The sequence below is a fragment of the Shinella sp. G-2 genome, assembly GCF_050172695.1.
In the GTDB taxonomy this organism is placed as follows: domain Bacteria; phylum Pseudomonadota; class Alphaproteobacteria; order Rhizobiales; family Rhizobiaceae; genus Shinella.
In genome coordinates this window covers 224,380-250,347 of sequence record NZ_JBBEYH010000002.1, presented here as the reverse complement: position 1 = coordinate 250,347, position 25,968 = coordinate 224,380, and the positions used below count along the sequence as shown (strand labels likewise).

At 66.3% G+C, this 25,968-nt stretch carries 21 protein-coding genes; 9 read left to right on the top strand and 12 right to left on the bottom strand.

Annotation, left to right across the window (positions count from 1 at the left end):
* Window positions 1–40: 40 nt before the first annotated feature.
* Window positions 41–2,233: an esterase-like activity of phytase family protein gene (locus V8U06_RS05085; RefSeq protein ID WP_427139747.1), complete on the top strand. Its 2,193-nt coding sequence runs from the start codon at window positions 41–43 to the stop codon at window positions 2,231–2,233.
* Between the two features lie 108 nt (window positions 2,234–2,341).
* Here V8U06_RS05085 and V8U06_RS05080 read toward each other — a convergent pair whose 3' ends face one another.
* Complete coding sequence (locus V8U06_RS05080; RefSeq protein WP_226919587.1) at window positions 2,342–2,806, bottom strand: MarR family winged helix-turn-helix transcriptional regulator; 465 nt, start codon at window positions 2,804–2,806, stop codon at window positions 2,342–2,344.
* Window positions 2,807–3,354: 548 nt separating this feature from the next.
* On the opposite strand from V8U06_RS05080, the gene V8U06_RS05075 reads away from it, so the two are divergent.
* Complete coding sequence (locus V8U06_RS05075) at window positions 3,355–4,419, top strand: caspase family protein (RefSeq protein ID WP_427139746.1); 1,065 nt, start codon at window positions 3,355–3,357, stop codon at window positions 4,417–4,419.
* Between the two features lie 53 nt (window positions 4,420–4,472).
* Here V8U06_RS05075 and V8U06_RS05070 read toward each other — a convergent pair whose 3' ends face one another.
* A complete protein-coding gene (locus V8U06_RS05070) occupies window positions 4,473–4,730 on the bottom strand; it encodes a hypothetical protein (protein WP_427139745.1) in 258 nt (85 codons plus the stop codon).
* Window positions 4,731–4,764: 34 nt separating this feature from the next.
* Window positions 4,765–4,914: a hypothetical protein gene (locus tag V8U06_RS05065; RefSeq protein WP_427139744.1), complete on the bottom strand. Its 150-nt coding sequence runs from the start codon at window positions 4,912–4,914 to the stop codon at window positions 4,765–4,767.
* Between the two features lie 430 nt (window positions 4,915–5,344).
* Between V8U06_RS05065 and V8U06_RS05060 the strand changes: the two genes are divergently transcribed.
* The 5 genes from V8U06_RS05060 to V8U06_RS05040 all read left to right on the top strand — a co-directional run bounded on the left by V8U06_RS05060 (window position 5,345) and on the right by V8U06_RS05040 (window position 13,766).
* The gene (locus V8U06_RS05060; RefSeq protein WP_427139743.1) at window positions 5,345–6,604 is read left to right on the top strand and encodes a metallophosphoesterase family protein; all 1,260 of its coding nucleotides are present in this window, start codon (window positions 5,345–5,347) and stop codon (window positions 6,602–6,604) included.
* A gap of 4 nt (window positions 6,605–6,608) precedes the next feature.
* Window positions 6,609–10,073: an AAA family ATPase gene (locus V8U06_RS05055; RefSeq protein WP_427139742.1), complete on the top strand. Its 3,465-nt coding sequence runs from the start codon at window positions 6,609–6,611 to the stop codon at window positions 10,071–10,073.
* A 150-nt stretch (window positions 10,074–10,223) separates the two neighbouring features.
* Window positions 10,224–10,643, top strand: a complete 420-nt coding sequence (locus V8U06_RS05050; protein ID WP_427139741.1) for a hypothetical protein — start codon at window positions 10,224–10,226, stop codon at window positions 10,641–10,643.
* A 103-nt stretch (window positions 10,644–10,746) separates the two neighbouring features.
* A complete protein-coding gene (gene secD, locus V8U06_RS05045) occupies window positions 10,747–13,275 on the top strand; it encodes a protein translocase subunit SecD (protein ID WP_427139740.1) in 2,529 nt (842 codons plus the stop codon).
* Window positions 13,276–13,499: 224 nt separating this feature from the next.
* A complete protein-coding gene (locus V8U06_RS05040; protein ID WP_226919577.1) occupies window positions 13,500–13,766 on the top strand; it encodes a hypothetical protein in 267 nt (88 codons plus the stop codon).
* Window positions 13,767–13,916: 150 nt separating this feature from the next.
* Here the strand turns inward: V8U06_RS05040 and V8U06_RS05035 are convergent, their stop codons facing one another.
* Window positions 13,917–15,041: an NAD(P)/FAD-dependent oxidoreductase gene (locus V8U06_RS05035; protein ID WP_427139739.1), complete on the bottom strand. Its 1,125-nt coding sequence runs from the start codon at window positions 15,039–15,041 to the stop codon at window positions 13,917–13,919.
* 131 nt (window positions 15,042–15,172) lie between these two features.
* A complete protein-coding gene (locus tag V8U06_RS05030; RefSeq protein WP_427139738.1) occupies window positions 15,173–16,126 on the bottom strand; it encodes a LysR family transcriptional regulator in 954 nt (317 codons plus the stop codon).
* Window positions 16,127–16,270: 144 nt separating this feature from the next.
* Here V8U06_RS05030 and V8U06_RS05025 point away from each other — a divergent pair, with 144 nt between their 5' ends.
* On the top strand, window positions 16,271–16,489 hold the full coding sequence (locus V8U06_RS05025; protein WP_427139737.1) for a hypothetical protein: 219 nt from the start codon (window positions 16,271–16,273) through the stop codon (window positions 16,487–16,489).
* A 58-nt stretch (window positions 16,490–16,547) separates the two neighbouring features.
* Here V8U06_RS05025 and V8U06_RS05020 read toward each other — a convergent pair whose 3' ends face one another.
* The 7 genes from V8U06_RS05020 to hutI form a co-directional block, all read right to left on the bottom strand.
* Window positions 16,548–17,324 carry an ABC transporter substrate-binding protein gene (locus V8U06_RS05020; RefSeq protein WP_226919573.1) on the bottom strand — a complete coding sequence of 259 codons (777 nt, stop codon included), beginning with the start codon at window positions 17,322–17,324 and terminating at the stop codon, window positions 16,548–16,550.
* A 112-nt stretch (window positions 17,325–17,436) separates the two neighbouring features.
* The gene (locus V8U06_RS05015) at window positions 17,437–18,423 is read right to left on the bottom strand and encodes an aldo/keto reductase (RefSeq protein ID WP_427139736.1); all 987 of its coding nucleotides are present in this window, start codon (window positions 18,421–18,423) and stop codon (window positions 17,437–17,439) included.
* 73 nt (window positions 18,424–18,496) lie between these two features.
* Window positions 18,497–19,096 (bottom strand): HutD/Ves family protein, encoded by a 600-nt coding sequence (locus V8U06_RS05010; RefSeq protein WP_427139735.1) that lies wholly within the window; start codon window positions 19,094–19,096, stop codon window positions 18,497–18,499.
* Window positions 19,097–19,137: 41 nt separating this feature from the next.
* Entirely contained in the window at window positions 19,138–20,814 is a 1,677-nt protein-coding gene (hutU, locus tag V8U06_RS05005) for a urocanate hydratase (RefSeq protein WP_427139734.1), read from the bottom strand.
* Between the two features lie 16 nt (window positions 20,815–20,830).
* Entirely contained in the window at window positions 20,831–21,634 is an 804-nt protein-coding gene (gene hutG / locus V8U06_RS05000; protein WP_226919569.1) for an N-formylglutamate deformylase, read from the bottom strand.
* Between the two features lies 1 nt (window position 21,635).
* Window positions 21,636–23,171, bottom strand: a complete 1,536-nt coding sequence (gene hutH / locus V8U06_RS04995) for a histidine ammonia-lyase (protein ID WP_427139733.1) — start codon at window positions 23,169–23,171, stop codon at window positions 21,636–21,638.
* Window positions 23,172–23,212: 41 nt separating this feature from the next.
* Window positions 23,213–24,436 (bottom strand): imidazolonepropionase, encoded by a 1,224-nt coding sequence (hutI, locus tag V8U06_RS04990; RefSeq protein WP_427139732.1) that lies wholly within the window; start codon window positions 24,434–24,436, stop codon window positions 23,213–23,215.
* A 123-nt stretch (window positions 24,437–24,559) separates the two neighbouring features.
* Between hutI and V8U06_RS04985 the strand changes: the two genes are divergently transcribed.
* Window positions 24,560–25,906, top strand: coding sequence for a formimidoylglutamate deiminase (locus tag V8U06_RS04985; RefSeq protein ID WP_427139731.1), 1,347 nt, complete (start codon window positions 24,560–24,562; stop codon window positions 25,904–25,906).
* Window positions 25,907–25,968 lie beyond the last annotated feature (62 nt).

The following is a 25,968-nucleotide window of genomic DNA, read 5'->3' as shown; positions in this document are numbered from 1 at the left end:
GAACCGCCGGGTTCCTTTTGACCGGATTCCGGAGGATTTCATGAAGACCCGTTCGCTCACCGCTGCCCTGGCAGCGGTTCTCGCCGCATCGGTGGCCCCTGCCGCCAGCGCCGAGCCCGTATTCAATCGCATTGCGTCCTTCGCCGTCGCCGGCAACCTGCCCGAGGGCACCGACAAGGCGACGCCGACCTCGGCCGAGATCATCGCCGCCTCCGAGGACGGCAACACGCTCATCTATTCCGACAGCCCGAACAAGGCCATCGGCTTCATCGACATCACCGACGCCAAGGCCCCGAAGGCCGGCGGTTCGCTCGCCTTCGACGGCGAGCCGACCTCGGTCACCATGGCGGCCGGCAAGGCGCTCGTCGCCATCAACACCCGCGAGAGCTTCGTGAAGCCCTCGGGCCTGCTCGCCCAGGTCGATGTCGCGTCCCGCAAGGTCGATGCCACCTGCGACCTCGGCGGCCAGCCGGATTCCATCGCCCTCAACAAGGACAGGACGCTTGCGGCGATCGCCATCGAGAACGAGCGCGACGAGGAGGTCAATGACGGCGACCTTCCGCAGCTGCCGGCCGGCGATCTCGTGCTCCTGTCGCTGAAGGACGGCGTCGTCGATTGCGGCTTGATCAAACATGTCACGCTGACGGGCCTTGCCGATGTCGCCGGCGACGATCCGGAACCGGAATTCGTTTCCTTCAACGGCCTCGACGAAGTCGCGCTGACGCTGCAGGAAAACAACCATATCGTCATCGTCGACGGCAGGACGGGCACGGTGAAGACCCACTTCTCCGCCGGCACGGTCAGCCTCGAGGGCGTCGACACCAAGAAGGACGGCGCGCTGAAGTTCACCGGCAAGGTCGAAGACGTCGCCCGCGAACCCGATGCCGTGAAGTGGCTGGACGACAACCGCCTCGTCGTCGCCAATGAAGGCGACTGGAAGGGCGGCGCGCGCGGCTTCACCATCTTCGACAAGACGGGCAAGGTTCTCTATGAGAACGGCGCCGGCTTCGAGCGCGAGATCGCCAAGATCGGCCACTACCCGGACAAGCGCAACAAGAAGGGCGTCGAGCCGGAAGGCCTGGAAGCGGCGACCTTCGGCGACGACAAGCTGTTCTTCGTGCTCGCCGAGCGCGCCTCGGTCGTCGGCGTCTACAGGGACACCGGCGCCGAGCCCGAACTTCTCCAGCTTCTGCCCTCGGGCATCGGCCCGGAAGGCGCCGTCGCCATTCCGAGCCGCAATCTGCTGGTGACCGCCAATGAGACCGACCTCGTCGAGGACGGCGGCGCACGGTCGCATGTCATGCTCTATGAGCGCGCGGAAGGCGAGGCGGCCTATCCGCAGATCGTCTCCACCGAGAAGGACGGCGAGCTGATCGGCTTCGGCGCGCTGTCGGGCCTTGCACCCGTCAAGGACAAGCCGGGCATGCTCTATGCCGTCAACGATTCCTTCTACGCCTCGCAGCCGACAATCTTCACGATCGACGCCACCGCGGAGCCGGCGAAGATCGTCGATGCGCTGCGCATCACCCGCAATGGCGCGCCCGCCCAGAAGCTCGATAGCGAAGGCCTGACGCCGGACGGCGAGGGCGGCTTCTGGCTGGCCAATGAAGGCGATGCCGACAAGCTCTATGCGCATGCCATCATCCACGTGAACGAAAAGGGCGAGATCGACAAGGAAGTCGCCATTCCCGCCGAGCTGCGCGCCGGCGAGAAGCGCTTCGGTTTCGAGGGCATCACCAGCGTCGGCGAAGGCGACGACACGGTGCTGTGGATGGCCGTGCAGCGCGAATGGGGCGATGACGAGAAGGGCTTCGTGAAGCTGGTCTCCTACAAGCCTTCCGACAAGGAATGGGGCGCCGTGCGCTATCCGCTCGACAAGACCGAGAGCGGCTGGGTGGGTCTCTCCGAAATCACCGCCAACGGCGACCACGCCTATATCATCGAGCGCGACAACCTGATCGGCGATGCGGCCAGGCTGAAGAAGCTCTACCGCGTGGCGCTGGCCGAGCTGAAGCCGGCCAAGCTCGGCGGCGATCTGCCTGTCGTCAAGAAGGAAGAGGTCCGCGACTTCATTCCCGACCTCAAGGCCAATAACGGCTATGTCGTCGACAAGGTGGAAGGCTTCACCATCGACGCCGCCGGCAACGGCTATGTCGTCACCGACAACGACGGCGTGGACGATTCCTCCGGCGAGACGCTGTTCTTCGGCATCGGCCCGATCAACGCGATGTAACGGGCAAGGCCGGCGTCTTCCCCGCGCGGGGAGGCGCCGGGCGATGGCCCAAACGAAAAGGCCGGGATCTTGCGATCCCGGCCTTTTCCGTTTTCGGTGCCGGCAGGCTTAGCCGACGGCCTGAAGTGAGCGGGCAGGCGGAGCTTCGGCCGCGTCTGCATCCTTGTCGCGTTCCCGTTGCAGCGCATCGGTCTTCTCGCTGAGACAGCGGATGATTTCCTTCATGTGCTGCTTCTGGTCCTCGGTGAGGACGTTGAAGATCGCCTCGATCGTCTTGTGTTGCGGCTGCTGGGCGGCCGAAATGACGGTCCGGCCCATATCCGTGATGGAGACGATCTTGGCGCGACGGTCCTTCGGGTCGGGCTCGCGCTTGACCAGTTTGTCGCGCTCGAGCCCGTCGATGGCTTCCGTCACCGTACGGGGTGCGAAACCAAGGGCGCAGGCGATGTCCGTCGACCGCTGCGGGCCCTGACATTCCAGAAGAAGCAGGAACTTGCTGCGGGCGAGCGAGACGCCTTCGTCCATCATGCACTCGTTCACCAGGCGACTCACCTGATGGTAGAGTTTGAACATGCCTTGGGAGATTTCTATCGTGCTAGTCATGAGGTGGAATATAGGTATTATGAGGGACCATGTCAAATGATCCAGAAGGATTTTTGCTCAATTTGATCAGAAATATTGATGATTTGAACGGGCGAAAAAGGCGACGCGCCCGGAAACCCTGAGGGTTACGCGAGCGGCTGAATCGTTCATCTATAGCGACCAATCTAGCACGCTGATGAATCGTGCCAAGAGCCTCTGGAGTTCCTTATACTCGTCCTGAGGAAATTATACATATTCCCTGCCACATTGCATCCACAAAAAAAGGACCACTTTGGGTCCTTCGTTCGCTCTTTGTGACCAATCGACCGGGGCAGGGGGATGGTCGCCAACTCGGCCGCCAACCCGGCCGCCAACCCGGCCGCCAATCCGGCCGCCAATCCGGCTAAAAGACAGACCGTGCCGGGAGCGACATCCGCGGGCAGGCCGGCAGCCGACTATCCCGACTATAAAGGCCTGTATTTTCGTATTGTCTTGGATAAGATGGCCGGAAACGGGCGATGGAGCGGGCAATGCGGGCAATGGTTGCTGTCTTTGTGTTTCTGGCGCTCGCCTTCTTCTCGCCGGCCCGGGCCGAAAAACGTGTTGCGCTGGTTGTCGGAAACTCGGCCTACACATCGATTTCCTTCCTGAGCAACCCGGCGAACGACGCCGCCGATATCAGCCAAAAGCTTCTGGGCCTGGGATTCGATGTGACCCTGGGCGTGGACCTCGATTATCGCGGGATGCGGGAGGTCGTTCGAACGTTCCTGGACAAGACGCCAGATGCGGATATTGCCCTCATGTTCTATGCCGGGCATGGCATTCAGGTGTCCGGGCGGAATTATCTTCTTCCCGTCGATTCCGCGCTGCAAAGCCAGGAAGATCTGGATTTCGATACGATCCCGATGGATACGATCATCTCCGCGATGGAGCGGAATGCGAAGGCCAGCATCATCTTCATCGATGCCTGCCGGAACAATCCCTTCCAGGGGCTTCTCTCGAAGGCCGGGAAGACGAGAAACGTCGAAATCACCCGGGGGCTTGCCAAGATCGAGACGGGTCTCGGCACGTTGATCTCCTATTCCACCCAGCCCGGAAACGTTGCCTATGACGGTGCGGGCGAACGCAACAGCCCCTTTGCATCCGCCCTGATCCGGCGGCTTGGCGAGCCGGGCCTGGACATCATGACGACGATGACCCATGTCCGCCGGGATGTCATCGAGGCGACATCGCGGCGGCAGATCCCCTGGGACAGTTCGTCCCTGATCGACGCCATCGTTCTGACGCCGGCCCTCGCAAAGGCGAACGGCGTTGAATCCGCGTCGATAGAAGCAGAGCCGGCAGGCGCCGCCGTCGATGAGGCGCTCAAGTCGATGGTGCGTCGGGAGATCGGCGTTCCCTATTACGGCGAATATTATGCCGGAACGATGCTCGACGGCTTCAAGGAGAAGTATAAGGAGATATCCGGCTCCGCCCTTTTCAAGCTGGAGCCGGCGGGAAAGAACACATTCTCGGTGGTCGTCTATTTCAAGGACGAGAAATCCGCTTCGCAGTTCTGCGACAAGCACAGCGGCAAAGACGTCAATCTCTATTATGCGTGTTAGCGATCCCGGCCGGGATCGGCGCGATTGCCCCCTGAAATCTTAATACTGAAACCCTATCGCGGAAGCTTCGCGACGACGAACACGCTGTCGCCTCTCCTGTCGCAGGCCGTGCATTTCAGCTTCGGCTCCAGCCCGGCAAGAGGCCGATCCCTGCCGAACCGGCGCGCCAGCGCGTGCCGGTCGATCGGCACGATGTGCCGGCACGTCTTGCACTTGCCGCCGAGCTGAAGATAGGACGCAAGCGTATCGAAGGTCGCGCAGGCGCCGCCCAAAAGGCTTTCCAGTTCGAGCCATTCCGTCTTCTGCTGCATGATGTTCGCTTTATGTTCCTGTCGGGGAACGGAGTCAAGACAGGTCGCCCAGCGCCTCTGCGGCGGCGTTCATGAGAACGAGGCCGCGCACGTCGTCGTTGCTCTGGAAGGCGGCGATGGCGCTCGTCACCTGTTCGATGGCGGCGGTATAGGCGGCGACAGCGGCGGTGCGATCCTGCAGCATGGCCAACTGCAATTGGCGTTTCAGGTCATGGAGCTGTCCGACGGACAAGGATAGGGCGGTCGTGTTCATGGCGTGGCATGAATGCAGACGACCCGTTGCGGTTTTATTGTCCCGCGATGAACAAATCGGGGGCGATGCGGTTTTCATTCGTATGACTAATCGTGGCGCGCTATAGTTCGGGCTCCGGGATGGCCCCGGGCTTAGGGCGCGGTTTGCTGGAGCGGGTCGCGCCTCTTTTTTGCCTGCACCGATGCCGAAGGAATGCCCGCGCTGCGTGAGAGGCGGTGTCCGGCTCGCCTCCTGCCGCAGCCGTGGTTCGGCACGGCGGGCAACGGCGGCTTTCCCGGCGGGGGTGGATTTCTTCCTGCATAACTTGCCGGCCGGTGCCGCAAGCATTGACCCGGGGGAAGGCGGAGGCGATTGTCCGGCCATGCCTTTCCGCTTCCTCCATACGGCCGACCTGCATCTCGATTCGCCGCTCGCCTCGCTTGCTCTGCGCAATGCCGACCTCGGCGATCTCGTGCGCGGGGCGACGCGCAAGGCGCTGGAGCGCATCGTCGACCTTGCCATCGCCGAACGGGTGGATGCGGTCATCGTCGCGGGCGACCTCTATGACGGATCGCAGACCTCCATGGCGACGGCGCTGTTCCTGATGGGGCAGATGCGCCGGCTGGAGGCCGCCGACATCCGCGTCTTCCTCATTCGCGGCAACCACGATGCGCAGTCGCAGATTACCCGGGAACTGACCTTTCCGCCCAACGTGCATGTTTTCGACGGGCGCGGCAAACCGGTGAAGGCGGGCGCGCTGGCAAATGGCCGCGAGGTCCATGTACACGGCGTCAGCTTCGCCAATCCCCATGCCCCGGCCTCGCTGCTGCCGACCTATCGCGCGCCGGTGCCCGATGCCGTCAATATCGGCCTGATGCACACCAGCCTTGCCGGCGCCAGCCGGCACGATCCCTATGCGCCCGTCGGCCTTTCCGATCTTGCGGCGCATGGCTTCGACTATTGGGCGCTCGGCCATATCCATCAGCGGCGGGTGCATCTGGAAAAACCCTGGATCGTCATGCCCGGCAACCCGCAGGGCCGCGACATCAACGAAGGCGGGCCGAAGGGCATCACGCTCGCGACGGTCGCCGAGGACGGCATCATCACCTGCGCGGTGCATCCGGTCGCCGTGGCCATCTTCGAGCGCCTTGCCGTCGATCTCTCCGGTATCGAGGACTGGCCCGGCATGCTCGCCGCGGCCGAAGACGTGCTGGCCGAGGCGAGGGGCGCGGCGGGCGGCGCCCATCTCGTCGCGCGGCTGACGCTTTCCGGCGCGACGCCGCTGGCCTGGCGCCTGCGCCGCGACGAGGACCTGCTTCTCGGCGAATTGCAGAACCTTGCCGCCTCGCTCGGCGAATGCTGGATCGAGGCCGTGGACCTCGCCGTCACGCCGCCGGCCGCCGCCGACGGGGCCGATGCCGGCCCGCTCGCCGAGCTCGACCGCCTGATGCGCGCGGACGTGCTGGAGAACCATGCCTATCGCGCTGATCTGCGCGAGACGCTGGCCGATCTCCTGCGCCAGTTGCCGAAGGAGGCGCGCAGCTTGCTCGCCGCCGACGAGGCGGCGGAGGAGGCCCTGCTTGCCGACCTTTCCGAAGCGGGGGCCGCCGCGGTGCTCGCCCGTCTCGGCGAGAGGACGTAAGCGCATGCGCCTCGATCGCCTCGATCTCGTCCGTTACGGCAAGTTCACCGACCGCAGCCTCGATTTCGGCGCGGCGCGGCCGGGCCGGCCGGATTTCCACCTCGTCTACGGGCCGAACGAGGCCGGCAAGTCGACGCTGTTTTCCGCCTATCTCGATCTTCTCTTCGGCATCGAGAAATCGAGCGCCTACGGCTTCCTGCACCCTTACGCGCTGATGCGGGTCGGCGGCGCGCTGACCATCGGCGCCGAGCGGCACGAGGCCTACCGGCTGAAGCGCAACCAGGCCTCGCTCGTCGCCGCCGACGACCGGCCGCTGCCCGAGGCGCTCTTCGGTTCCGTGCTCGGCGGCATGGATCGCAATGCCTATCGCACCATGTTCTCGCTCGACGACGAGAGCATCGAGAAGGGCGGCGAGGATATTCTCAAGAGCGAGGGCGAGCTTGGCGCCATGCTCTTTTCCGCCAGTTCCGGCCTGTCCGACATGGCCTCCGGCCTTGCGGCGCTGAAGGCCGAAGCCGACGATTTCTACCGCCCCACCGGCCGCAAGCATGGCCTGTCCACGCTGAAGGGGGAGATCGAGACGCTTGCCGCCGAGCGCAAGGCGCTCGATGTCGCCGCCCGCGACTACGGCGCGCTGGTGCGCGAGCGCGACGCGGCGGCCGGGCATCATCAGGAGGCGATCGCGGCCCGCAGCGCCGCGCGCGCCACCTTGGCGCAGATCGAGCGCAGCCTTTCCGCGCTGCCCTATCTCCATCGCCTGCGCACCTTCCGGGCGGAGCTTGCCGCCTTCGACCTCGGCCCGTCGCCGCCGACCGCCTGGCGCGTCCTTCTCGGCGACCTCGCCCGCGAGGAGGCGGAGATTGCCGCCAGGGCCGCACGCGTCGCCACGGAACGCGCGCGCCATGCGGACGAGCGGGACGGCCTTTTCGAGGACGAGGCCGTGCTGGCGGCGCAAGCCGATATCGCGGCGCTCGCCGGTTCGGCGCTCGAAGCGCGCTTCCGCACGGCGGCGATGGACCTGTCGCACCGCGAGGCCGATCACGCGCGGCTTGCCGCGACCGTCGCCGCCAGCCTCGCGACGCTTGGCCTTCCGCCGGAGACCGATCCGGCCGGCCTGCTGCTGCCGCCGGGCCTTGCCGACACGCTCACCGGGCTCCTGTCGCAGCGCGCGGCCCTGACCGAGCGGTCGCAGACGGCGCTGCGCGAACAGGCCGAGGCGGAACGGATCCTGGCGGCCGCCGGCAGCAAGGGCGGCACGGCCGCCGATGACGATATCCGCAGCGAAGAGGAAGCGCAGGCGACGCTTGGCGCGGTCCTCAAGGCCATCAGGTCCAGCGATCTTCCGGCGCGCCTGCGCGAAGCCCGCCGCCGCGTGGCGCTGGCCCGGCAGGAGAGCGAGCGCGCCTTCACGCGCCTTGCGCCCTGGACGGGCACGCCGGCGGCGCTTCAGGCGCTGGCGGTGCCGGCGGCAGCGGATCTGGAAAACCTTCGCAGCCGGCACGCGGCCGCCGATGACGCGCTCCGCCGCCACCGGGAACAGGTGGACACGCTGGAGCGGGATATCGCCATCGCCGCCGCGAGCCTTGCCGCCCTGCAAAGGGCGACGGGGGCTGCGGGCGAGGAAGAGGCGGGGCACCTGCGCACCGCCCGGTCCGAAGCCTGGCAGACCCATCTTGCCCGCCTCGACCGCGCGACGGCCGCCGCCTTCGAGGCCGCCATGCAGGCCGACGACCGCGCCATGGATGCGCGCCTGCGCAATGCCGACCGCCTGTCGGAAATGCGGTTGCTGGAGCGCACGCTGGCCGAGGGCCGGGCGCGGCGTGAGGGTCTCGACAGGGACGGCGTACGGCTGGAAGCCGCGCGGGCGGCCGCCGATACCGAGGTCTCCACGCTTGCAAGCCGCTTTGCCTTGCCGGAGGAGACGTCGCTATCCGACATTTCCCTCTGGCTCGATCGGCGGACCGAGGCGCTGGCGGCGGCCGATGATCTCGCCCGGCAGGCGGCCGAAAACGATCTGGTCGAAAAGGACGCGGACGGCCTTGCCTCGCGTCTTTCTCTTTTCATTCCGGACGTCGAGGGCAGGGCCTTCGAGGAAACCCTGTTCCTGGCGGAAGACCGGCTGGAGGCCCTGAAGACGGCGCGCGCCGCGCGACTTGCCGCCGCCGAGGGCCTTGCCCGGGCGGAGCGCGATGCCGAAACGCGCCGGAAGACGGCGGAAGAGACGGCGGCGGCGCTGACGGCATGGCAGGAAACCTGGCACCGGGCCATTGCCGGCACGTGGCTGGCGACGGATGCGGCGCCGGGCGAACCGGAGCGGCTTGCCGCGGTGCTTCCCGTCCTGCAGGCGCTCGCCCAGACCGTCGAGCGGCGCGGCGAACTGGAGCACCGCATCGCCGCCATGCGCCGCGACCAGCAGGACTATGCGGGCCATGCAAGCCGCCTTGCCGACCGGCTCGGCGAAGCCTTCGACGCGGATGCGCCGCTATCGACGGTCGAAAGCCTCGGTCGCCGCCTCGATGCGGCAAAGGCGATCCGCGAGCGGGGCGAGGCCATCGCAAAGGCGCTGGCCCGGCTTGACGAGGAGGAAGGGGCGCTGGAAGAGCGGCGCACCGTGCTTGCCGCGCGCCAGCAGGAGATCTTCGCCTTCCTCGGCTGCGATACGCTCGGTGAGGCGGAACTGCTGCTGGAAGCCTACCGCAAGCGGGACGACTGCCTCGGCCGGGTCGAGGACGTCGCGCGCGACCTCGTGCAGCAGATGCGGGTGGAGACGCCCGACGAGGCCGAGGCGCTGCTTGCCGCCGTCGACGAGGACCAGCTTGCCGCCGAAAGGCGGGACCTTGCGGCGCGTCTCGACGGGCTGGATCGCACGGTGGAGGAACATCATCTTTCCCGCGCGCGGGCCGAGGAGGCGCTGGCCAAGATTGCCGGCAGCGACGCGGCGGCGGTGCTGGAGGAGCGGCGGCGCACGGCGCTGGTCGAGCTTGCGGAACGCTCGCGGCGCTATCTCGCCACGCGTGCCGGCATTCTGGCCGCCGAGCAGGCGCTGCGGCTCTACCGCGAACGCCACCGCAGCGCGATGATGGAGCGCGCCTCGAAGACCTTCCACGACATTACCGGCGGTGAATATGCCGGGCTCTCGACGGTGCTGGAAAAGGACAGCGAATTCCTCGTCGTCAATGCGGCATCCGGCGGCTCGAAGCTGGCGCGCGATCTCTCCAAGGGCACGCGCTTCCAGCTCTATCTCGCGCTGCGCGTCGCCGGCTATCACGAGATCGCCGCAAGCCGCGAGATCGTGCCCTTCATCGCCGACGATATCATGGAGACCTTCGACGACCGGCGCGCGCTGAATGCGCTCCGGGTGATGGGCGACATGGCGCGGGGCGGGCAGGTGATCTATCTCACCCATCACCAGCACCTCCGCGATCTCGCGAAGGAAGCCTGCCCCGACGTGACGCTGCATGAATTGTGAGGGCTGAAACGTCGAAGCGTAAGGGAAGCGTTAACGCCGCGACCTTGACTTGCCGGGCGGTAAGTGGTTCTTGCGCAGCATCCGCACCGCTGCAAAGCGCTGCTTCGCGCGGAATTACCGCCGAAACGGACAGATGCGAAACGGACAGAGATGACGACAAGGACCGGCAGAGAAGCGACGATGTGGGCGCGGGGTTTTGCACCCGTCGGCTTCCTCGTGCTGCTTTTCACGCTGTTCCTCGCGCAGCTCTCCCTTCCCGAAGAAACCGGCAATACGGACCATCCGCGCACGGCCGCCGAAGGCGGCGTCGCGCCGTCGCCGCTCTCCAACGCCGCCGATGACCTCCGCTTCCCGGCAAGCGGTCATGCCGAGCGGCGGGTCGCCAAGGCGAAGACGGGCATGCCGGAGGGCGATGCCGGCGGCAAGGCGCTGGTCGCCGGTGCCGGCGCGCTGCTCTACCCCTTTGAAACCGCCTCCCTGGAGGCGTTTGTCGTTGTCGAGGATGCCGCGCCGGTTCGCGCCGGCCCGGCCTTCTTCCGCAGCCGCGCGCCTCCGGCTTTCGCCGCCTAAGGCCCTGCGGCGCCCGCGCGCCGCACCAGCACTTGAAATTTCGAGCCCACGGATGGTGCGGGCGTATTCGTCGCGCCGATCCGGCAATTAAGTGGAACACCCCATGAAAACCAACAAATGGGCATTGTTCGCCACCGCCATCATCATCCTCTTCGGGGTGTTGGCGGCCGTGCCGAACGTGCTGACGCCTGAGCAGCAGGCGACGTTCGGGCGTTACCTGCCCGCAAAACCCGTCACCCTCGGCCTCGACCTTCGGGGCGGTTCGCACCTTGTTCTCGAAGTGGATGCCGCCGCGCTCCGCAAGGCGCGCATGGATGTGGTGCTGAACGATACGCGCGCCATCCTGCGCACCGCCGGCGAGCGCGCCTCGGCCGCCCGCCTCAGCGGCACGACGCTGACCGTGACGCTGCCGGACCAGGCGGCGATGGACAAGGTCCTGCCGGAAATGCGCAAGCTCGCGGCACCGACCACGACGCTCGGCTTCGGTGGCGGCACGTCCGATATCGATGTCGCGACCAACGGCCTCGTCGTCACCGTCACGCTGACGGAAGCCGGTATCAACGAGCGCATGTCGGCCGCCGTCGATCAGAGCCTCGAGATCATCCGCAAGCGCGTCGACCAGGTCGGCGTTGCCGAACCGCTCATCCAGCGCGTCGGCGGCGACCGCATCCTCGTGCAGCTTCCGGGCCTGCAGGACCCGACGCGCCTGCGCCAGCTGCTCGGCTCGACCGCGCAGATGAGCTTCCACATGGTCGACCAGTCCGTGGACGTGAACGGCGTCGCCCCGCGCGGCGTGCTGATCCTGCCGGGCGCCAATGACGGCAACAAATATGCCGTCGAAGAGCGCGTCGCCATTGCCGGCGAACGTCTGGCGGATGCCAAGCCCCGCTTCGACCAGCGCACGAACGAACCGATCGTCTCGTTCACCTTCGATCCCACCGGCGCGCGCCAGTTCGCACAAGTCACGCAGACCAATGTCGGCAAGCCTTTCGCCATCGTGCTCGACGGCAAGGTGCTGACCGCGCCCGTCATCCGCGAGCCGATCATCGGCGGCGAGGGCCAGATCTCCGGCAACTTCACCGCGCAGGAGACCACCGTTCTCTCGGCGCTGCTGCGTTCCGGCGCACTGCCGGCGCCGCTCACCATCATCGAGGAGCGCACCGTCGGCCCGAATCTCGGTTCGGACTCCATCCGCATGGGCCTCTATACGGGTCTTGCCGGCCTTGCCGCCGTCGTCGTGCTGATGCAGGTGCTCTACGGCTCCTGGGGTCTCATCGCCAATCTCGGCCTCGTGCTGCACACGATTCTGACGATCGGCCTGCTCGGCCTCGTCGGCTCGACCCTGACGCTACCCGGCATCGCCGGCATCATCCTCGGCATCGGCATGGCGGTGGACGCCAACATCCTCATCAATGCCCGTATCCGTGAAGAGACGGCGGCGGGCGCGGGGGCGATGAAGGCGCTGGATGTCGGCTTCAACAAGGCCTTCGCCACCATCGTCGACGGCAACATGACGACCATGGTCGGCATGCTTCTGCTCTTCTTGTTCGGCTCGGGTCCGGTGCGCGGCTTCGCCATCACCATGATCTTCGGCCTTGCCATCTCCATGTTCACCTCGATCACCTTCGTGCGTTTCCTGATGCGCGAGACGGTGATCCTGAAGAAACTGAAGAAGATCGACATCCACTCGCTCTTCGGCCAGGTCTGGGAAATCCCGCACTTCTCCTTCATGCGCGGCCGCTATATCGCCATCGCCATGTCGGCCTTCATCTCGACCAGCTCGGTTGTCCTGTTCTTCACGCCGGGCCTCAACTACGGCATCGACTTCGTCGGCGGCATCCAGGTGGAGGCGACGTCCAAGTCGCCGATCGACCTCGCTCCGCTGCGCGAGAAGATGGAAGGCCTGAACCTCGGCGAAGTGGCGCTGCAGGAATTCGGCCAGGGCACCTCCGTGCTCGTGCGCGTCCAGCGCCAGCCGGGCGGTGAAGAGGTGCAGACCGCTGCCCTCCAGAAGATTCGCGACGGCGTTGCCCAGGTGATCCCGGATGCGAGCTTCGAGCGGACGGAAGTGGTCGGCCCGACCGTCTCCGGCGAACTTGCCAGCTCCGGTTTCAAGGCCGTCGCCCTCGGCATGCTCGCCATTCTGATCTACATCTGGTGGCGCTTCGAATGGCACTTCGCCGTGGGCGCCATCGTGACGCTGATCCTGGATATCACCAAGATGATCGGCTTCTTCGCGCTGATGCAGATCGACTTCAACCTGACGGCCATCGCCGCCGTGCTGACGCTGATCGGCTACTCGGTCAACGACAAGGTGGTGGTGTACGACCGCATGCGCGAGAACCTGCGCAAGTACAAGTCGATGCCCTTCTCCGATCTCATCGACCTGTCGATCAACCAGGTGGTCATGCGATGCATCTTCACCTCGCTCGCCGTCGCGGTCTCGCTGCTGCCGATGGCGATCTGGGGTGGCGACACGGTCAAGCCCTTCGCCTGGCCGATGCTGTTCGGCGTGATCGTAGCGACGACCTCGTCGATCTATATCGGCGGCCCGATCCTGCTGTTCCTCAGCCGCTGGTGGAAGGATCGCGACGCAGCCCGCGCCACCACGACGCCGGCCGCGGAAACCTGAAACGGAAACGGGCGCCCTTGTGGCGCCCGTTTTCTATTCCAGACCATGCCCGGCCGAAGCGGCATCGGGCAATGGAACGGGAACACGAACAATTCCGGTGAACAGGCGTTGATCCAGCGGTGGATTTCGTGCGGTTCGCCTCTATCGCCGGTCGACGCCGGCGACGGAATCGTGCCAGTTCGAGCCTCCCCCATGCGTCAAAGGTCGTTGCGTCAGAGGTCGTCATGCTCAACATTCTTGCCATCGCGCTTGCCATAGCCGCCGCGCAGCCGACCGCTGACGAACTTCAGCTCGATTTCGAAACGGCCTCGCCCTGCGCCGGCCTCGTTGACGGGCGGTCGGTCTGGGAAGGCCGCAAGGCCTTCTTCATTTCGTCCTACTCGAAGGAAGCGACGGAACTCGACCCGAGCCTGGTCGGCGCCGACGCCGTGCTGCGGGACGACAACGATCAGGCGACGATCGGCGAATTCGAGGCGGCCTGCTCGTCCTAGAGTTTGTCAGGGAAAAGTGGCAACCGGTTTTCCCGAAAAGACAAACGAAAACAAAAGAACTTGGAGCATGCCAGGTTCGGATTGAACCAGACATGCCCGTTCCCATTTTTCCCTGACAAACTCTAACGGCGCAGGCCCTTCCTGGAAACCTCAGGCGAAGCGGGCGGGGCTGAAGGTTTCCGCGCCGATGCCCTCGCGCGCCAGCGTGTCCGGCACGGCCGCGCCGGTCAGCAGGGCGGCGGCGAGGCTGCCGAGGGCGGGCGAGGTGAGGATGCCGTAGCCGCCCTGGCCGGCGAGCCAGAAGAAGCTCGGCTCGTCCGGGGCGGGGCCGACGACCGGCAGGCGGTCGGCCGAGAAGCTGCGCATGCCGGCCCAGCTCTTGAAGACGCGGCGCACGGCGAGCGTCGTCGCTTCCTCGATATAATGGGCGGCATAGGCGATATCGAGTTCCTCCGGCTGCACGTCGGCCGGCGCGCAGGGCGTCGCATCGGCGGGCGAGGCGAGCAGGCGGCCGCCCTCCGGCTTGAAGTAGAAGATTTCCTCGATCTCGTTGATCTCGGGCAGTCGGGCGGCATCGACGCCCTCGGGCAGGTCGACGGTGATGGCGGTGCGCCGGTGCGGCACGATATTCATCGGCCGGACGCCGGCAAATTCCGCCACCGTGTCGGCCCAGCCACCGGCCGCGTTCACGAGCACACCTGCGGCAATGGTCTCCTCGTTGGTCTCGATCAGCCATCTGTCCGCGACGCGGCGGGCGCTGGTGAGTTCGCGGTTTTCGAGGATTTGCGCGCCGTTTCGCCGCGCATGCCGGGCATAGGCCTGCAGCAGGGCGTCGACCTCGATGTCCCAGTAGTCGGGGTCGAAATAGGCGGCCGCCGCATAGGTGGGGTCGAGGATCGGCGCGCGGGCGAGGAGGGCGGCTTCATCGAGCCACTCCACGTCGACGCCGAGCGCCTTGGCCGCCTCGTAGCGTTCGCGCACCAGGGCTTCCTTGCCTTCCGCGCCGAAGAGGATGCTGCCGCGGGCGATGAGCAGCGGCACGTCGGCGAAGCCTTCGGGCGGGGTGCTGAGGAAGGCATGGCTGGCGCGGGCGAGTGCATTCACTTGGGGCGCGTTGTCGCGCAGGGTGAATTCCGCCGCCGAGCGGCCGGTGCTGTGATAGCCGAGCGCGCCTTCGCGCTCCAGCACCACGACGGAACGGTGGGCGCTGAGGAAATAGGCCAGCGAGATGCCGGCAATGCCGCCGCCGATGATTGCGATGTCGAACGTCTGCATGGGCCCTCCATCCAGGACGGTTCCGCCGAAGACGGCTTCAGCGGAAGGGTCCTATCCCATTGTTTGGTCGGCCACAGGCCTACGCAAGCTGGCGGCATTCTTCAAATTTATAGAGATGAAGGTCGCTATCATCAGGATTGATGTGGCTCGCCCCAGCGCCAGGGCGGCACGTCGGCGATATGGGAAAGGAAGGCGCGTTCGGCCGGATTGAGCGCCGAACCGGGATTGGTGATGCGGAAGGTTTCGGTCACCGGCAGGTCGTCATGCGGCGGCAATTGCCAGAGTTCGCCGGCCAGCAGCGCCGGGCCGGTCAGGTGGACCGGCAGCATGCCGATGCCGGCATTGGCGACGACGAGCCGCAGCACCTCCTCCACGTTGAAGGCGAGCGCCCGCACCTGCTGGCCGAAGGAGCCGACGGCGCGCACCGCCGTCACCGGCCCCATATGCGGCCCGCCCAGCACGTCGGCGAGGAAGCTGACATAGGGTTCGCCGCGCAGATCCTCCAGCCGCGCATCGGCAACGCCGAAGAGCCGGTGCCCGCGCCCGCAATAGAGCGCGTAGCGTTCGAAGCAGAAGGGCACCTTCTCCAGCCCCTCGGGAATGATGCCGTCGGAAAGGCCGAGCGTCGCGACACCCCGCTCCACCGAGCGGATGACATCCGTCGTCGTTTCCACCGTCACGCCCACGGTGACGCGCGGATGCAGGCGGAAGAAATCGGCGATCGCCCGGTCCCAGGCGGGGTTCATGGCATGGCTGACGGCGTGGAGGGTGATATGGCCCGACACGTCCTCGCCCGAGGGTTCCATCGCCTCGGGCAGGCGCACGATGGCGGTGAAGATGTCATGGCAGAGCGCATGCAGCCGCTCGCCGGCCTCCGTCAGTTCGAAGCGGCCGGGGCTGCGGTCGATCAGCCGGTGGCCGACCGACTGCTCCAGCCGTTTCAGCGCCATGCTGACGGCCGGCTGCTGCAGGAGCAGACGGTTCGCCGCCCGCGTGATCGAGCCTTCCTCCACCACCACGACGAAGGTGCGCAGGAGGTTCCAGTCGAGATTGTGGGCGAAGCGTTCGAGACGGTTGATCGGCATGCGTGTAGCTAGGACGGTGGCACCGGGAAAGGCAAGGGCAGGGCGCGCGGCGGCGGGCAAGAATGTGAACGGGACCCCGCATTTTTCGCGGAACCAAATTCGCATACTGCGCATTGCACACCCCGAATGAAGGGGAAATGCCTTATGTGGGAACGGTTTAGCACCAGCGGGCTCGCGGGAGCCTATGTCGACGAGCTGCTGGCGGAAGGCCGCAATGCACAGATGGACTTCCGGCCACGCCGGGCCTTCGATCCCTATCCGTTTGTCGTCAGCGTCATCGCGCAAGAGGTGGAGGAAGAAACGCTTCCCCCCGATGTGCTGTCTCTCAGGGACTACAGGAAGGATGCCCGGCCCGGGTCCTGACGGCGGAACGGAAAGAGGCGGCCGAAGCCGCCTCCCGATGTCCCGGATTCTCCGCGTCTTACTTCATCGTGTAGACGTCGATGGAGAAGTACTTGTCGTTGATCTTCTTGTAGGTGCCGTCCTCGCGGATGGCCTTCAGGGCGGCGTTCAGCTTCTCGCGCAGGTCGTTGTCGTCCTGGCGCACGGCGATGCCGACGCCTTCGCCGACGAACTTCTTGTCGGTGATCGGCTCGCCGATCAGCTCGCAGCACGCCTTGCCGTCGTCGTTCTTCGTCACCCAGTCGAGCAGCGGAATCATGTCGCCGACCTGCAGGTCGAGGCGGCCGTTCGCCATGTCGAGATTCACTTCGTCCTGCGTCGGATAGAGCTTGATGTCGGCATCCGGGTAGACGGCGGCGGCGTAGTCGGCCTGCGTCGTGCCGGACTGCGCGCCGATCGTCTTGCCCTTCATGCCCTCATTGGTGAAATCCGTGATGCCGGAATTCTTCGGCGCGGCATGGGTCATGGCGGCGAGATAGTAGGGGTCGGTGAAGGAGACCTGCTTCTTGCGCTCGTCGGTGATGAACATCGAGGCGATGATCATGTCGTATTTCTTGGCGACGAGGCCGGGAATGATGCCGTCCCAGTCCTGCGCGACAACTTCGCACTCCACCTTCATCTTCTCGCAGAGCGCAAGGCCGATCTCGACGTCGAAGCCACCGAGCTTGCCGGAAGCGTCCTGGAAGTTGAAGGGCGGGTAGGCGCCCTCCGTGCCGATCTTCAGCGTCTCGGCCGAAGCCTGCGCGGAAAGAAGGGTGGAGGCCGCAAGAGCCAGTGCCAGCAGCGTTTTCGTCATGGTCGTTCCCCTGTTCTGATTGTGACCGATGGGGAACGGTAGCGCGCGGCTCCGCATAAACGAAATAGATAGCCATGATGTCGGCTATCATTTCCGTTTATGCGGCCAAAGCCTACCAGCGCTGGTGCACATGCGGCGCGACGAGGCGGTAATAGACCTCGCGCGTCGCTTCCATCACGTCCTCGGGGATGGCCGGCAGGCTGGCCGCGGCGGCATTGGCTTTCGCCTGTTCGGCATTGCGCGCGCCGGGAATGACGACGCTGACGGCATCGGCCATCAGGATCCAGCGCAGCGCGAAGGCCGCCATGGGCACGCCCGCCGGCACCAGCGCGCGGATTTCCTCCACGGCCTGAAGCCCGGTCTCGAAGGGCACGCCGGCAAAGGTCTCGCCGACGTCGAAGGCATCGCCGTGACGGTTGAAGTTGCGGTGGTCGTCGGCGGCGAAGGCCGTATCGCGCGTGATCTTGCCGGAGAGCAGGCCGCTTGCCAGCGGAACGCGGGCAATGACCGCGACATGGCGGCGAGCGGCTTCCTTGAAGAAGAGCTGCGCCGGGCGCTGGCGGAACATGTTGTAGATGATCTGCACGCTGGTGACGCCGGGATATTCGATGGCCTTCAGCGCCTCCTCGACCTTCTCGACGCTGACGCCGTAATTGGCGATCTTGCCGGCGGCCTTGATCTCTTCCAGGCCCTGGAAGACCTCGGGACGGTAGTAGACGTCGGTCGGCGGGCAGTGCAGCTGCACGAGATCGAGGCGCTCGACGCCGAGGTTCTTCAGGCTGCGGTCGATGAACCCTTCGAGATTGTCCTTCGTATAGCCTTCCGCGACATGCGGCGAGAGCCGGCGGCCGGCCTTGGTGGCCACCATCGGGCGCTGGCCGCCGCGTTCCCGGAGCACATCGGCGATGATCTTTTCCGAGCGGCCGTCGCCATAGACGTCGGCGGTGTCGATGAAGCTCATGCCGGCATCGAGCGCGGCGTGCAGGGCGGCGCGGCCGTCCGCCTCGCTGACATCGCCCCAGGCGCCGCCGATCTGCCATGCGCCGAAGCCGATATCCGTGGTGGTGAAACCCGTGCGGCCGAATTTGCGATGTCTCATGAAAAATCTCCCGGCAAAAAATGGATTTGCCGGGAGGTAGCACCCTCGGGGAGGGTGGACAAGGAAGCGCCGCTCAGGCGGGTGCGATTTCGACGAGATAGAAGGCGGCGCTGTCGCCCGCCGGAACCACCTCGGCCGTTTCCGCGCCGTCGAACACGAGGGCGTCGAGCGGCTGGAGACCCATGAGCCCGTCCGGCGTCGTAACGCCAAGCGGGTCGAGTGCGAGCAGCAGGCGCTGGCCCGACGATGCCGCAAGCGCCGTCGCGCCCCTGGCCACATGATGCGCGAGGCTGTGCCGGAAGACCCCGCGCCGCGTCATCACGTTGAGGTCGGTGATCGGCCCGCCCGTCAGGCGCGCCGTGGTGGGCGCGTCGGCGGGAAAGGGCAGCGGCGCGGTGACCGGCGTCAGCAGCTTGTCGCCAAGCCCTTCGCCAAGCCCCTCGATGGTGAGGGCCATGCCGTCGCCGGTCAGCACCGCCAGCGTGCGGTCGATGCCGGGAAAGACCGAGAACGGTCCGTCGCTCGCCACCGTCGCCATGCTGACGCGCCAGCCGAAATCCGAAAGGCTTGCGCCTTCCGGATGGACGATCACCTCGACCGTCTCGCCGCCGCCGTTCTTCCACGGCATGCGGCGATGGTCGGCGTTGCGCAACAGCTTGGGTTCATTGTGCATATCGTTCCCCTGAAACCGCTTCGCACTTTAGGCGGCATGCATCAGTTGCCGAGGATGCCCGGCAGGCGCAGACCCTTTTCGCGGGCGCAGTTCAGCGCGATCTCGTAGCCCGCATCGGCATGGCGCATGACGCCGGTCGCCGGGTCGTTCCACAGAACGCGGCCGACACGCTCGGCGGCATCATCCGAGCCGTCGCAGCAGATGACGACGCCCGAATGCTGCGAGAAGCCCATGCCGACGCCGCCGCCATGGTGGAGCGACACCCAGGTCGCGCCGGAAGCGGTGTTGAGCAGGGCGTTGAGCAGCGGCCAGTCGGACACGGCGTCCGAACCGTCCTTCATGGCTTCCGTCTCGCGGTTCGGCGAGGCGACAGAGCCCGAGTCGAGGTGGTCGCGGCCGATGACGATCGGCGCCTTCAGTTCGCCGTTGCGCACCATCTCGTTGAAGGCGAGGCCCAGGCGATGACGGTCGCCGAGACCGACCCAGCAAATGCGCGCCGGCAGGCCCTGGAAGGAGATGCGTTCCTTCGCCATGTCCAGCCAGTTGTGCAGGTGCTTGTTGTCGGGCAGCAGTTCCTTCACCTTGGCGTCGGTCTTGTAGATGTCTTCCGGATCGCCCGACAGAGCGGCCCAGCGGAACGGACCGATGCCCTGGCAGAACAGCGGGCGGATATAGGCCGGCACGAAGCCCGGGAAGGCGAAGGCGTTTTCAAGGCCTTCTTCCTTGGCGACCTGGCGGATGTTGTTGCCGTAGTCGAAGGTCGGGATGCCCATGTCCTGGAAGGCGATCATGGCTTCGACATGCTCGCGCATGGAGGCGCGGGCGGCCTTTTCCACGGCCTTCGGATCGCTTTCGCGCTTGGCCTTCCATTCGGCCATCGTCCAGCCCTTCGGCAGGTAGCCGTTGATCGGGTCGTGCGCAGAGGTCTGGTCGGTGACCATGTCGGGGCGGATGCCGCGGCGGACCATTTCCGGCAGGATTTCGGCGCAGTTGCCGAGCAGCGCGACGGACTTGGCCTCACCGGCCTTCGTCCAGCGGTCGATCATTTCCATGGCTTCGTCGAGGGTTTCGGCCTTGGCGTCGACATAGCGGGTGCGCAGGCGGAAATCGATCGAATCCGGGTTGCACTCGACGGCAAGGCAGGAGAGACCCGCCATGACGGCGGCGAGGGGCTGGGCGCCGCCCATGCCGCCGAGGCCGCCGGTGAGAGCCCACTTGCCCTTGAGGTCGCCGTTATAGTGCTGGCGGCCGGCTTCCACGAAGGTCTCGTAGGTGCCCTGGACGATGCCCTGCGAGCCGATATAGATCCACGAGCCGGCCGTCATCTGGCCGTACATGGCAAGGCCCTTCTTATCCAGCTCGTTGAAATGGTCCCAGGTGGCCCAGTGCGGCACGAGGTTGGAGTTGGCGATCAGCACGCGCGGGGCGTCCTTGTGCGTGCGGAAGATGCCGACCGGCTTGCCGGACTGCACGATCAGCGTCTCGTTCTCTTCGAGATCGCGCAGCGAGGCGACGATCTTGTCGAAATCGGCCCAGGTGCGGGCGGCGCGGCCGATGCCGCCATAGACCACCAGTTCGTGCGGGTTTTCCGCAACGTCGGGGTGGAGGTTGTTCATCAGCATGCGCAGCGGGGCTTCGGTCATCCAGCTCTTGGCGGTGATCTCGGTGCCGGTGGCGGGACGGATTTCGCGGATGTTGTGGCGAGGATTGTCGGTCATGTGCTGTTCTCCCAATTCAGCGTTGTTTCAGGGTGGAGGCGATGGCCTCGATGCGGGTCAGAATGTCTTTCAGATGGACGCGAAGCCGGGCGGCCTTGCCCTCGTCGAGGTCGAAGGGCGGGACTTCGGTCGACAGATGGCTCACCTGCGCGAGTTCCATCTGGATGGCGTGCACGCCGGTTTCCGGCTTGCCGTAGTGGCGGGTCGTCCAGCCGCCCTTGAAGCGGCCGTTGAGGATGCTGGTATAGCCTTCCGCCGCGGCGCAGGCCTCGAACGTCGCCGTTTCGATGGCCTTGTCGCAGGTGCGGCCCATGTCGGTGCCGACGTTGAAATCCGGCAGCCGTCCTTCGAACAGGAAGGGGATCAGCGAGCGGATGGAGTGGCAATCGTAGAGGATCGCCACGCCGTGGATCGCCTTGACGCGCTCGATTTCGGCCGCCAGCGCCGCGTGGTACGGGGCGTGGAAATTGGCGAGCCGATAGGCGATGTCCGCGTCGGTCGGCGCCTCGCCGTCCTTCCAGATCCCCTTGCCGTCGAAATCCGTTTCCGGAACGAGGCTCGTGGTGTTCTGGCCGGGATAGAGGCTGACGCCGGCCGGGTCGCGGTTGGCGTCGATGACGTAGCGGTGGAACGTGGCGCGCACGGTCGTCACGTCGGGCAGCAGGCCGTCATAGAGCCGTTCGATGTGCCAGTCCGTATCCGCGAGGATGCGGCCGTTGTCGTTCAGGCGATCCCGGATATCGGCAGGAACGTCCGTGCCGGTATGCGGGAAGGCGAGAATGACGGGCGATGTGCCCTGGTGGACGTCGAAGACCGCCACGTTATGCCCCCAGAACCGGCAGGATGCCCTTGGAGACCGATGCGGCGAGCGCGCCCGAGGAGACGAATGTGCCGGCGGCGGCAAGATCCGGCGCCATGTAGCGGTCTTCCTCCAGCGTGGCGACGACGGTGCGCAGCGCCGCGATGACCTTCTGCAGTTCCGGGCTCGTGGTGAGCGGGGCGCGGAACTCGATGCCCTGGGCGGCGGCCAGCGCCTCGATGCCGACGATGGCGGAGAGGTTTTCCGTCATGCGCAGCAGGCGGCGGGCGCCGTGGCAGGCCATGGAGACATGGTCTTCCTGGTTGGCGGAGGTCGGGGTGGAGTCGACCGAGGCGGGATGCGCCATCTGCTTGTTCTCGCTCATCAGCGCGGCCGAGGTGACTTCCGCGATCATCAGGCCGGAATTGAGGCCCGGCTTCTTGGCGAGGAAGGCCGGCAGGCCGAAGGAGAGCGCGGGATCGACCAGGAGCGCGATGCGGCGCTGGGCGATGGCGCCGACCTCGCAGACCGCGATGGCGATCTGGTCGGCGGCGAAGGCGACGGGCTCGGCATGGAAGTTGCCGCCCGACACGACGCTGTTGTCCGACAGGACGAGCGGGTTGTCGGTGACCGCATTGGCTTCGATTTCCAGCGTGCGGGCGGCCGAACCGAGAAGGTCGAAGCACGCGCCGTCGACCTGCGGCTGGCAGCGGATGCAGTAGGGGTCCTGAACGCGTTCGTCGCCGGTGATGTGGCTGTCGCGGATGACGGAGCCGGACAAGAGCGCGCGCAGCGAGGCGGCGACGTCGATCTGGCCCTTGTGGCCGCGCAGCGTGTGGATATCGGGATGGAACGGCGCGGACGAGCCCATGGCGGCGTCGGTCGACAGCGCGCCGGTGACGACGGCGGCCTGGGCGGCGCGGTAGGCGCGGAAGAGGCCGGCAAGCGCAAGGCCGGTGGAAACCTGCGTGCCGTTGATGAGCGCAAGGCCCTCCTTGGCGGCGAGAACGACGGGCTTGAGGCCGGCCTTGGCAAGGGCTGCACCACCCGGCAGGCGTTCGCCGGCATAGGTCGCTTCGCCTTCGCCGAGCATGACGGCCGTCATGTGGGCGAGGGGGGCAAGGTCGCCCGAGGCGCCGACGGAGCCCTGTTCCGGAATGACCGGGATGACGCCCTTTTCCTGCATGGCTTCCAGAAGGCGGACGATCTCGATGCGCACGCCCGAGGCGCCGCGGCCGAGCGAGATCAGCTTCAGCGCCATGATGAGGCGCACGATGTTCTCGGCGAGCGGCTTGCCGACGCCGCAGCAGTGCGACAGGATCAGGTTGCGCTGGAGCGTGGCGACGTCGGCCGGCGCGATCTTGATGGAGGCGAGTTTGCCGAAGCCGGTGTTGATGCCGTAGACCGGCGCGTCGCCGGCGGCGATTTCCGCGATGCGCGCGGCGGCCTTTTCGATGCCGGCATTGAAGGACGCATCGAGCTTGGCGGCTTCGCCGGTCCAGTAGATGGTTTCAAGGGTTTTCAGGGCAACGGAGCCCGGGTGAAGCGTGATCGTCATGGTTTTTCCCCCATGCAGCCTGCGGCTGCGACGTGACTGAATTAATGTCCGCTGCGGATACGGGCATGCATGGGATTGAAGCCCATGCGGTAGACCAGTTCCGCCGGTCGGCCGATGTCCCACAGGACGAAGTCGGCCCACTTTCCGGCCTCGAGCGTCCCCACCTCATCGACCAGGCCGAGCGCGCGCGCGGCTTCCCGCGTCGTGCCGGCGATGCATTCCTCGACGGTCATGCCGAAGAGGGTTGCGGCCATGTTCATGGTGAGCAGCAGAGAGGTGAGCGGCGAGGTGCCGGGATTGGAATCGGTGGCGACGGCCATCTTGACGCCGTGCTTGCGGAAGAGATCGACCGGTGGCTTCTTCGTTTCGCGGATGAAGTAGAAGGCGCCGGGCAGGATGACGGCGACGGTGCCGGCCCTGGCCATTTCGGCGGCGCCCGCGTCGTCGGTATATTCGAGATGATCGGCCGAAAGCGCGCCGTAGCGGGCGGCGAGTTCCGCGCCATGCAGGTTGGAAAGCTGGTCGGCATGGAGCTTGACCGGCAGGCCATGGGCCTTGGCTGCGTCGAAGACGCGGGTCATTTCCTCGACCGAGAAGGCGATGCCCTCGCAGAAGCCGTCGACGGCGTCGGCAAGGCCCTCGGCCGCGACGGCCGGCAGCATCTCGTTCACGACCTTGTCGACATAGGACGCCTTGTCGCCCTTCATTTCCGGCGGCAGGGCATGGGCGCCGAGGAAGGTGGTGCGCACGGTGACGTCGCATTCTTCGGCGACGCGGCGCGCGGCGCGCAGCGACTTCAGTTCGTTCTCGGTGTCGAGGCCGTAGCCGGATTTCAGCTCCACCGTCGTCACGCCCTCGGCCATCAGCGCCTGGAGGCGGGGCAGGGTCTGGCGCACCAGGTCGTCCTCGCTGGCCGCGCGCAGCGCCTTGACGGAGGAAACGATGCCGCCGCCGGCCCGGGCGATCTCCTCATAGGAGGCGCCGGCAAGGCGCAGCTCGAATTCATGGGCGCGGTCGCCGGCATGCACGAGATGGGTGTGGCAATCGATGAGGCCGGGCGTGATCCAGCGGCCTTCGCAGTCTACCTGTTCGGCGCTGGCGAATTCGGCGGGAAGGTCGGCCTCAGGACCCACAAAGGCAATGCGGCCGTCGCGCACGGCGATGGCGCCATCTTCCACGATGCCGAGCCCCGGCAGGCTTTCGTTGAGCGTCGCCAGCCGCGCATTGCGCCAGACGCGGACCGTGTCCTTTTCCTGTGCCGTCATCGTGATTGCCTCTTCCCTGTGATGCAAATAATGTATATACATAATCGCAGAAGACGCAAGAGGCAATTTGATGCCGGCGTCAATGTTGCAAGGTCGATGTTACAAGGGAGAGGGAGACAGGCCATGGCTGTTATTCATGCAAGGCAGGCGCTGCTTAAGGGCGGCTGGGCGAAGGACGTTCGCATCGACGTCAGGGACGGGCGCATCGCATCGCTGGAGGAGGGGGCCGCTGCGGCGCCCGGCGACGAGCGCCACGACACCGTGGTCGCCGGCATGCCGAACCTGCACAGCCACGCCTTCCAGCGCGGCATGGCGGGCCTTGCGGAAACGCGCGGGCCGGGCAGCGATTCCTTCTGGAGCTGGCGCAATGTCATGTACCGCTTCGCGCTGTCCATGACGCCCGACGATGTCGAGGCCGTCGCCGGCCAGCTCTATGTGGAAATGCTGGAGGCGGGCTTCACCCGCGTCGGCGAATTCCATTATCTGCATCACGACAAGGACGGCGGGCACTATGGCGATATCGGCGAAATGGCCGCCCGCATCGCCGCCGCCGCCTCCCAGACCGGCATCGCGCTGACGCTGCTGCCCGTCTTCTACGCCCATGCCGGCTTCGGCGGCACCGCGCCGGGCGAGGGGCAGCGCCGCTTCATCAACGACCGCGAATCCTATGGCCGCCTTCTGGAACGCTGCCGCGCGCTGACGAACGCCCTGCCGGAGGGCGTCACCGGCGTCGCCCCGCACAGCCTGCGCGCCGTCACGCCGGACGAACTTTCCACCGTCGTCGCCATGGCCGGTGACACGCCGATCCACATCCACATTTCCGAACAGGTCAAGGAAGTGGAAGACAGCATCGCCTGGTGCGGCCGCCGCCCGGTGGAATGGCTGCTCGACAACCAGGCGGTCGACGGCCGCTGGTGCTTCATCCACGCCACGCACATGACGGAGGCTGAAACGCGCGGCATGGCCGAAGCCGGCGCCATTGCCGGCCTCTGCCCGATCACGGAAGCCAATCTCGGCGACGGCACCTTCCCGGCGCCGGAATTCTTCGCCGCCGGCGGCCGCTACGGTATCGGCTCCGATTCCAACGTGCTGATCGGCCTGCCGGACGAGCTGCGCCAGCTCGAATATTCCGAGCGTCTCTACCATCGCGCCCGCAACGTGCTGGCCGCGCCCGGCGGCTCGACGGGCCGCGCGCTCTTCGACGGCGCCATCGTCGGCGGTGCCGCCGCCCTTGGCGCGGCCGCCGGCATTGCGGCCGGTCAGGCGGCGGATTTCGTCAGCGTCAAGGCCCGCCATGGCCTCGACCTTGCCGGGGATGCGCTGCTCGACGGCTGGATCTTCGCCAATGGCGCCGAGGTCGATTGCGTCTGGGTGAACGGGTGCAAGCAGGTCGAGGGCGGCCGCCATGTCGCCCGCGAAGCCGTAGGCCGCCGCTTCACCACGGTGATGCGCGCGCTTGCCGAGGCCTGAAACCCGTTGTGAAGCCCTGTTGAAAGGCGCTTCCGCCTTTCCTACAACTCTTGGACCGGGCG

What these genes read in the sequence shown, in the direction of transcription:
- V8U06_RS05085 (WP_427139747.1), top strand. Translation starts at nt 41, where the DNA reads ATGAAGACCCGTTCGCTCACCGCTGCCCTGGCAGCGGTTCTCGCCGCA.
- V8U06_RS05080 (WP_226919587.1), bottom strand. Translation starts at nt 2,806, where the DNA reads ATGTTCAAACTCTACCATCAGGTGAGTCGCCTGGTGAACGAGTGCATG.
- V8U06_RS05075 (WP_427139746.1), top strand. Translation starts at nt 3,355, where the DNA reads ATGGTTGCTGTCTTTGTGTTTCTGGCGCTCGCCTTCTTCTCGCCGGCC.
- V8U06_RS05070 (WP_427139745.1), bottom strand. Translation starts at nt 4,730, where the DNA reads ATGCAGCAGAAGACGGAATGGCTCGAACTGGAAAGCCTTTTGGGCGGC.
- V8U06_RS05065 (WP_427139744.1), bottom strand. Translation starts at nt 4,914, where the DNA reads ATGCTGCAGGATCGCACCGCCGCTGTCGCCGCCTATACCGCCGCCATC.
- V8U06_RS05060 (WP_427139743.1), top strand. Translation starts at nt 5,345, where the DNA reads ATGCCTTTCCGCTTCCTCCATACGGCCGACCTGCATCTCGATTCGCCG.
- V8U06_RS05055 (WP_427139742.1), top strand. Translation starts at nt 6,609, where the DNA reads ATGCGCCTCGATCGCCTCGATCTCGTCCGTTACGGCAAGTTCACCGAC.
- V8U06_RS05050 (WP_427139741.1), top strand. Translation starts at nt 10,224, where the DNA reads ATGACGACAAGGACCGGCAGAGAAGCGACGATGTGGGCGCGGGGTTTT.
- secD (WP_427139740.1), top strand. Translation starts at nt 10,747, where the DNA reads ATGAAAACCAACAAATGGGCATTGTTCGCCACCGCCATCATCATCCTC.
- V8U06_RS05040 (WP_226919577.1), top strand. Translation starts at nt 13,500, where the DNA reads ATGCTCAACATTCTTGCCATCGCGCTTGCCATAGCCGCCGCGCAGCCG.
- V8U06_RS05035 (WP_427139739.1), bottom strand. Translation starts at nt 15,041, where the DNA reads ATGCAGACGTTCGACATCGCAATCATCGGCGGCGGCATTGCCGGCATC.
- V8U06_RS05030 (WP_427139738.1), bottom strand. Translation starts at nt 16,126, where the DNA reads ATGCCGATCAACCGTCTCGAACGCTTCGCCCACAATCTCGACTGGAAC.
- V8U06_RS05025 (WP_427139737.1), top strand. Translation starts at nt 16,271, where the DNA reads ATGTGGGAACGGTTTAGCACCAGCGGGCTCGCGGGAGCCTATGTCGAC.
- V8U06_RS05020 (WP_226919573.1), bottom strand. Translation starts at nt 17,324, where the DNA reads ATGACGAAAACGCTGCTGGCACTGGCTCTTGCGGCCTCCACCCTTCTT.
- V8U06_RS05015 (WP_427139736.1), bottom strand. Translation starts at nt 18,423, where the DNA reads ATGAGACATCGCAAATTCGGCCGCACGGGTTTCACCACCACGGATATC.
- V8U06_RS05010 (WP_427139735.1), bottom strand. Translation starts at nt 19,096, where the DNA reads ATGCACAATGAACCCAAGCTGTTGCGCAACGCCGACCATCGCCGCATG.
- hutU (WP_427139734.1), bottom strand. Translation starts at nt 20,814, where the DNA reads ATGACCGACAATCCTCGCCACAACATCCGCGAAATCCGTCCCGCCACC.
- hutH (WP_427139733.1), bottom strand. Translation starts at nt 23,171, where the DNA reads ATGACGATCACGCTTCACCCGGGCTCCGTTGCCCTGAAAACCCTTGAA.
- hutI (WP_427139732.1), bottom strand. Translation starts at nt 24,436, where the DNA reads ATGACGGCACAGGAAAAGGACACGGTCCGCGTCTGGCGCAATGCGCGG.
- V8U06_RS04985 (WP_427139731.1), top strand. Translation starts at nt 24,560, where the DNA reads ATGGCTGTTATTCATGCAAGGCAGGCGCTGCTTAAGGGCGGCTGGGCG.